We start from the raw sequence: 6,765 nt of genomic DNA on the forward strand, positions 1-6,765 counted from the left end.
ATGAGATTAAAATATTCGATAATTATAAGTTTTATATGCGCCATAATGTTCAGTCAAAACAAAGAATTTGAGCCAGGAAAAGAATGGAAAGATACAGATGGAGTTCATATTAACGCGCACGGCGGTGGTATTCTTTTTGTTGACGGAACTTATTATTGGTATGGAGAACATAAAACAGAAGGTAAAGGAGGGAATACATCCTTGGTTGGTTTCAGCTGTTATTCTTCTAAAGATTTATACAATTGGAAAAATGAGGGAATCGTTTTAAAAGCAGAAGAAAATCCGAATTCGGAAATAACCAAAGGTTGCATAATGGAACGTCCAAAAGTGATTTTCAATGAAAAAACGAAAAAATATCTGATGTGGTTTCATTTGGAATTAAAAAATCAAGGTTATAATGCGGCAAAAGCGGCAGTTGCAATAAGTGATAATCCAAAAGGTCCTTTTAAATTTTATAAGTCATATCGTCCCAATAAAGGAGTTTGGCCAATGAATTTTAAAGAGGAAAATAAAACGTCTTCTCCAAATGAAGATAAGTTAAAATCATGGAGTTCAGAATGGCTAACTGCTGTAAACGATGGAATGTTGGTTCGTAGGGATTTCAAGAAAGGTCAAATGTCAAGAGACATGACAGTTTATGTGGATGAAAATCAAAAAGCGTATTTAATTCATTCTTCTGAAGATAATTTGACGCTTCACATTTCTGAACTTACCGATGATTATTTAGATTTTACTGAAAAATGGGCAAGAATGGCACCTGCCGGACACAATGAGGCTCCAGCTATTTTTAAAAAAGAAGGAATCTATTACATGATAACTTCGGGTTGTACTGGTTGGGATCCAAACGAAGCGCGCTCTTTCTCATCAAAATCGATTTTTGGACCTTGGAAATCATTGGGAAATCCATGTATAGGTGAAGATGCTGGTTTGACATTTCATTCACAAAGCACTTATATTTTACCTATCTTCGGAAAAAAAGATCAATTTATTTTTATGGCTGATCGCTGGAAACCAGAAAACCCCATTGATGGAAGTTATATTTGGCTTCCAATTACCATTACAAATGAAAAGCCGGTTTTAAAGTGGGCAGAGAAATGGAATTTGAACGCTTTTACAGAAAATCAATAAAAACAGTTGTAAGTAGCTGTAAATTTATAAATTAGGATTTGCTAAATCAGCATGTTACTTTAAAAAAATATAAAAATGAAAACTCAGCAAAATTATTTTAAACAGAAATCACGTCTTGTTTTTTCGATGTTTATATGTCTTTTATATTTTTCAACAACACACGCTCAGAAAAAGAGACCAATAAAAGAAGCTGTTCCTTTAGATTCGATTAGATTGAGTGATCCAGCTATTTTAGCAGATAAGAAAACCAATATGTATTACATGACTGGTACAGGCGGTTTACTCTGGAAAAGTAAAGATTTAAAATTATGGAGTGGTCCGTATGAAATTGCCCAAACAAACCCAAATTCATGGATGGGGCAAAACCCCATGATTTGGGCTGCAGAATTTCATCAGTTTAAAAATAAATATTACTACTTCGCTACTTTTACAAATAGAGACAAAATAATAGATACTGTTGCCGGTAATAAAATTGAGCGTCGTGCGAGTCACATTTTGGTTAGCGATAATGCTCAGGGGCCTTACTTGCCAATGAAAGATGACATTTATTTGCCTGTTAATAAACCAACTTTGGATGGCACATTTTGGGTTGATAAGAATGGGAAACCATATATGATCTATTGTTATGAGTGGCTACAAAATGGAAACGGAACTATTGAAAAAATAGAACTTAAACCAGATTTAAGTGGTTCAATTGGAGAAGGAAAATTACTTTTTAAAGCAAGTGATTCCCCTTGGAGCAGAGAAAAAGACGCTAAGGGAAATGACAAACCGAATAAAGTTACAGATGGCCCTTATTTGTTTAAGACAGGTTCCGGACGCTTAGGAATGATTTGGACTAGCTGGATTTATGATGTTTATACACAGGGAGTTGCTTATTCTAAAAGCGGTACTTTAGACGGTCCGTGGATTCAGGAAAAAGATCCTATTACACCTCCAAATTTTGGTCATGGAATGTTATTTCAAACATTTGATGGCAAATGGTTAATGTCAGTTCATAGTCATAAAAAAGTGGAGGGTAAAACAGTCAGAATTCCGAAATTTTTTGAAATAGATTTATCTGGAGATAAATTAGTGGTATTAAAACCGTATTTGCCATAGGATACATTTAAGATTCAATGCATCCATAAAAAGTAGATTTTATACAAAGAATTACAAAGTTTTTAAAAATGAATAAATTAAGAGCATTCTTGTTTTTAGCGATTATTTTCGGCCAATCTTTATTTTCACAGCAAAAAGAAAATACCGAGAATGTATTTCAGATAAAAAATCCTGATTTTAACGCGAGTCCCTATACAGGAATGACAAAACAGCATTGGAGAGACGCGGCAATATATTTGCTGGAAGGAGCATTTAGTTATGTTCATTCAATGGATGATCCGATGAAATTCCCCAAACAAGAAGGGAAAAGTTATCCAGCAAATGAAAATCAAGTTCCAACAGAAAAACTGGAGGGGCTTTGCAGAACTTTATTTATTGCTTCACCTTTATTAAAAGAGAATCCAAATTTAGTAATCAATAACATTAAAGTTGCTGATTATTATCGATACCAAATAACAAAACTTACAGATCCAATAAATCCGTCCTATATAGAGCCTCGAGCTAAAAACGGTGGTCCAAGCCAAAAATTAGTTGAATTTGGAGCCTTGGCGCTTTCATTGATGACAAATCCGGATGTTTTGTGGAAACCGCTTCCGCAATCGCAAAAAGATGATTTGGCTAAAATAATGCTCAGTTATGGAGATGGACCAACAGTAGATTCAAATTGGAAATTTTTCAACATTTTTGTTTTGAGTTTTTTCAAAGATCAAGGTTACAGCGTTAACGAAAAATTGCTTGTTGAATATTTAGAAAAATCATTAAAACATTATCGTGGCAATGGCTGGTATAATGATGCTCCAGCTTTTGACTATTATAGTATGTGGGCTTTTCAAATGTATGGAACGATTTGGTCGGAGTTTTTTGGAAAGAAATATTATCCTGATTATGCAGCAAAGTTCGCAACTAATTTCAGCGATTTAAAAGATAATTATCCTTATTTGTTCAGCAAGAATGGCGAAATGATTATGTGGGGCAGAAGTATTAGTTACAGAACTGGAGCTGTAGTTCCTTTTCCATTAATGGGATTCTACGATAATCCTGATACAAATTTTGGTTGGATGCGCAGGATTTCATCAGGAGTAATTAAACAATTTTTAACGCATCCTGATTTTATGAAAGATAATGTGCCTACACTTGGTTTTTATGGCGAATTTGAGCCGGCAGTACAAAATTATAGCTGTCGCGGAAGTGTATTTTGGATGGGGAAAATCTTCTTAGGTTTGCTGGTTCCAGATAATAATCCATTTTGGACGAGCAAAGAAAATAATGGTGATTGGGAAACGAAATTCAAAAAAGATGAAGTTTACAATAAATATCAAGGAGAATCTCATATTTTAATCACAGATTATCCAAACATTGGAGCTTCAGAAGTTCGAGCGTGGTGCCATGAAAAAGTAAGTAGCGATTGGCAGAAATTCCGCTCAACCGAAAACTACAACAGATTATCATATAACAGTGCTTTTCCTTGGCAAGCTGATGGTGAAAACGGCGAAGTGGCAATGAACTACGTGATTAAAAATAAAAAAAGTGAGTGGGAAGCTTTTCGATTATATACATTTAAGGAGTATGAAAATGGTATTTATTATAGAAATGCAGTATTGGAAACAGATGAAAATATTCGATTTGATTTAGCGGATATTCCTCTTCCTAACGGAATTTTAAGAGTAGATAAAAACAACAGTAATAAACCAATCGAAATGCGATTAGGGCATTATGCTTTACCAAAATTAGGGAAAGAAATCATTACAACTAAAAAAACGATTGAAGGTAAAGAGGTTACGATTATCGACAATGGAAAATATCAATTAGCCATGATTCCGCTTTTAGGATGGAAAAAGTCTGAAATCGTAGATGCAAAAGGGCTTCATCCAGAAAGTAAGGAAAGCAAGGTAATTAATGTTGTAGCAAACTCTGAATCAAATAAACCAGCTATTTATGCAACATTGATGCTTTGGAAAAAATCGGGCGACAAATGGAATAATAAAGAACTTGTTCCATTAAAAGTTTCAGAACAGACAAATGGAACGATTTCAGTAGAATTTAAAAACGGGATAAAGAAGTTAATCGAATTTAATGAAAAATAGTTTTGTAATGTGTTTAAAAATAGTATATTACATGAATTTGTCTAATGATATATTTAATTAACCACATGAATAAATTATATTTTCTTCTTTCCTTTTTATGGATAGTTTGCACTTATGGACAATCTAAAGAAGACATGCAATTAGAAAAAAAATTGGATGAATTGCTTTCTTCTAAATTTAGAGCATCCGAGCCCGGTTGTGAAATATTGGTAGCAAAAAAAGGCGAGATTGTTTATAAGAAAGCTTTTGGAAGTGCAAACCTTGAATTAAATGTGCCAATTAAGCCAGAAATGGTTTTTAAACTCGGATCAATAACGAAACAATTCACAGCTGTTGCTATTTTGCAATTGGTAGAGCAAGGTAAAATTTCTTTACAAGACAGCTTGCAGAAATTCGTTCCTGATTTTCCGTCAAATTCTAAAAAGATAACTATTGAGAATCTATTGACACACACATCAGGAATAAGGGATTATATGCAGATTGATTATCCAGAACCTAATTTAGAAAGGAGAGACTTTGACCCGAAAGAACTTATAGATCGTTTTAAAAATTTTCCATTAGAATTTGAGCCCGGAACTAAATATAAATATAGTAATTCAGGCTATTTTCTACTAGGATATATTATTGAAAAAATATCAGGCAAAAGCTATAAAGCCTATCTGCAGGATAATATCTTAAAGCCGTTGAATTTAAATCATATCTATTTTGATACTTCAAATGATATTATTCCCAATAGAGTCAACGGGTATCGAAAAGAAGGAGCAGAATTTAAAAACGCTGATTACTGGAGTATGACTATTGCTTATGCTGCAGGTGAACTGATTTCAAATGTTGATGATTTATTAAAATGGAACAAAGAATTGTATTCATATAAGATCCTTAAAAAAGAAACTTTAGAAAAAGCATTTGTGCCTTTTAAATTGAAAGATGGAAGCACGACAGAATATGGTTATGGCTGGATATTAAAAAATATAAATGGTATAAAATCTATTGAGCATGGTGGCTCTATAACAGGATTTTTAAGTAATGAAATCTATTTTCCCGAAGAGGATGTGTTTGTTGCTGCATTATTTAATTGCGAATGTGCTCCAAAAGATGAATTGTCAGTTGATATTACAAGTCTTGCATTGGGAAAAACATTCCAAAATGAAGTAAAAATAGATGATGCTTTACTAAATGAATATATAGGTACTTATACATTGTCAAAAGACACTAAAAGGACAATAGTAATTATAAAGGAAAACGGGCAATTACTTGCTAAAATTTCAGGTCAGGGAACTGTTGCTTTAATTTTTCAATCGAATACAAAATTCCAGTTTAAGAATATTCTGGGTGCCGAATGTGAGTTTATAAAGGAAAATGGAAAAGTCACTAAATTTAATGTAAGTCAAAATGGGAACTTTGAATGGAAAAAAAACTAATAGACATTAGTTGAGTGCTTCAGTACTTTCCATTCTTAAACAATGCTCAGTTCCAAGATAGAGTGGATTGCCATGTTTTTCAGACCAAAATCCATCAAGAACATCCCTGGTGATACATTTGTAGACAGCAACTCCTTTATAAGTTTTTCTATCGTCACCTTTATAATTGAAATTAATTACTAAAATATTATCTTTAAAGAAACCTTTTCCTTTTTGTTCTTGTGTATTATTAATTAACCAGTGCGCAATAATTCTATTGTTTTTATCTAACGACAAAGTTAAAACGCCTTTGTAACTAATGTCGTTATTTTCGTCCTGATTACTTCCTGAAATAGCATATCTGCCAACTAAATCTTGTATGATCATTAATGGTTTCTTTTTTAAGCAAAGATAAAATATATAATAACTGTATAGCTAGTTAAAGTTGGCTCATGTTTTCTATACATATATATAAGGAGGAAATTATTTCATACTATAATATATTTAAGTAGAGCTTTTGCCAAGCTGAGTGGAGTGGAAGCTTTTCTAAGTTTAGACGATGGAGTTTTAAGATTGTTATTTATAAGGAGCTGTTTCCCGCTATCCGCTCCAATCTTTTGCTTTTTAAAGAAAAAAGCAAAAGGATTTCGGCTTCTATCGGGGCTATGGTAGCTGTTTTGAGAAGAAATCCAGAGTGAGAAGGGAAGATTGCGTGTAAAAGGAGGGGCTGAAAGGAAGGGAATTCAGGGCTTTTGCGTCTTTCCGGGATCAAGACGGCCAAATGTTCGACTTCAAAAGGTTGTTTTTTGTTCATAAAAGCGTGGTGAAGACTAAAAAATCAATAAAACGGAAAGCAGAAAAGCCCCGAAAACGATGAAAACCGCACCTTGATTCAGAAAAACGTCACAAGGAATCAAAAAAGTTTGAATTGTAAATAAAGTGTTATCAGCGAGTTAGGAAATAATCCAAAAAAAGATAAAAAAAACACATCGAAAAAGCTTGTATAACTGAATAAAGGTTCTACTTTTGCACCCGCAACAACGAGAGACGTT

5 protein-coding genes are annotated in these 6,765 nt (G+C 33.2%); 4 read left to right on the plus strand and 1 reads right to left on the minus strand.

From position 1 onward, the window contains the following. From FN795_RS21520 to FN795_RS20355, 4 genes are all read left to right on the plus strand, one after another. Window positions 1-1,128: a glycoside hydrolase family 43 protein gene (locus tag FN795_RS21520; protein ID WP_142452316.1), complete on the plus strand. Its 1,128-nt coding sequence runs from the start codon at window positions 1-3 to the stop codon at window positions 1,126-1,128. Window positions 1,129-1,203: 75 nt separating this feature from the next. Next, window positions 1,204-2,229, plus strand: coding sequence for a glycoside hydrolase family 43 protein (locus tag FN795_RS20345; protein WP_244290018.1), 1,026 nt, complete (start codon window positions 1,204-1,206; stop codon window positions 2,227-2,229). 68 nt (window positions 2,230-2,297) lie between these two features. Next, window positions 2,298-4,313 carry a DUF2264 domain-containing protein gene (locus tag FN795_RS20350; protein ID WP_142452317.1) on the plus strand — a complete coding sequence of 672 codons (2,016 nt, stop codon included), beginning with the start codon at window positions 2,298-2,300 and terminating at the stop codon, window positions 4,311-4,313. Between the two features lie 65 nt (window positions 4,314-4,378). Further along, window positions 4,379-5,734: a serine hydrolase domain-containing protein gene (locus FN795_RS20355; protein WP_167498104.1), complete on the plus strand. Its 1,356-nt coding sequence runs from the start codon at window positions 4,379-4,381 to the stop codon at window positions 5,732-5,734. A 6-nt stretch (window positions 5,735-5,740) separates the two neighbouring features. On the opposite strand, the gene FN795_RS20360 is transcribed toward FN795_RS20355, so the two are convergent. Continuing rightward, complete coding sequence (locus tag FN795_RS20360; protein ID WP_142452319.1) at window positions 5,741-6,100, minus strand: hypothetical protein; 360 nt, start codon at window positions 6,098-6,100, stop codon at window positions 5,741-5,743. Window positions 6,101-6,765 lie beyond the last annotated feature (665 nt).

Source organism: Flavobacterium resistens, from assembly GCF_900182645.1.
Taxonomy (GTDB): Bacteria; Bacteroidota; Bacteroidia; order Flavobacteriales; family Flavobacteriaceae; genus Flavobacterium; species Flavobacterium resistens.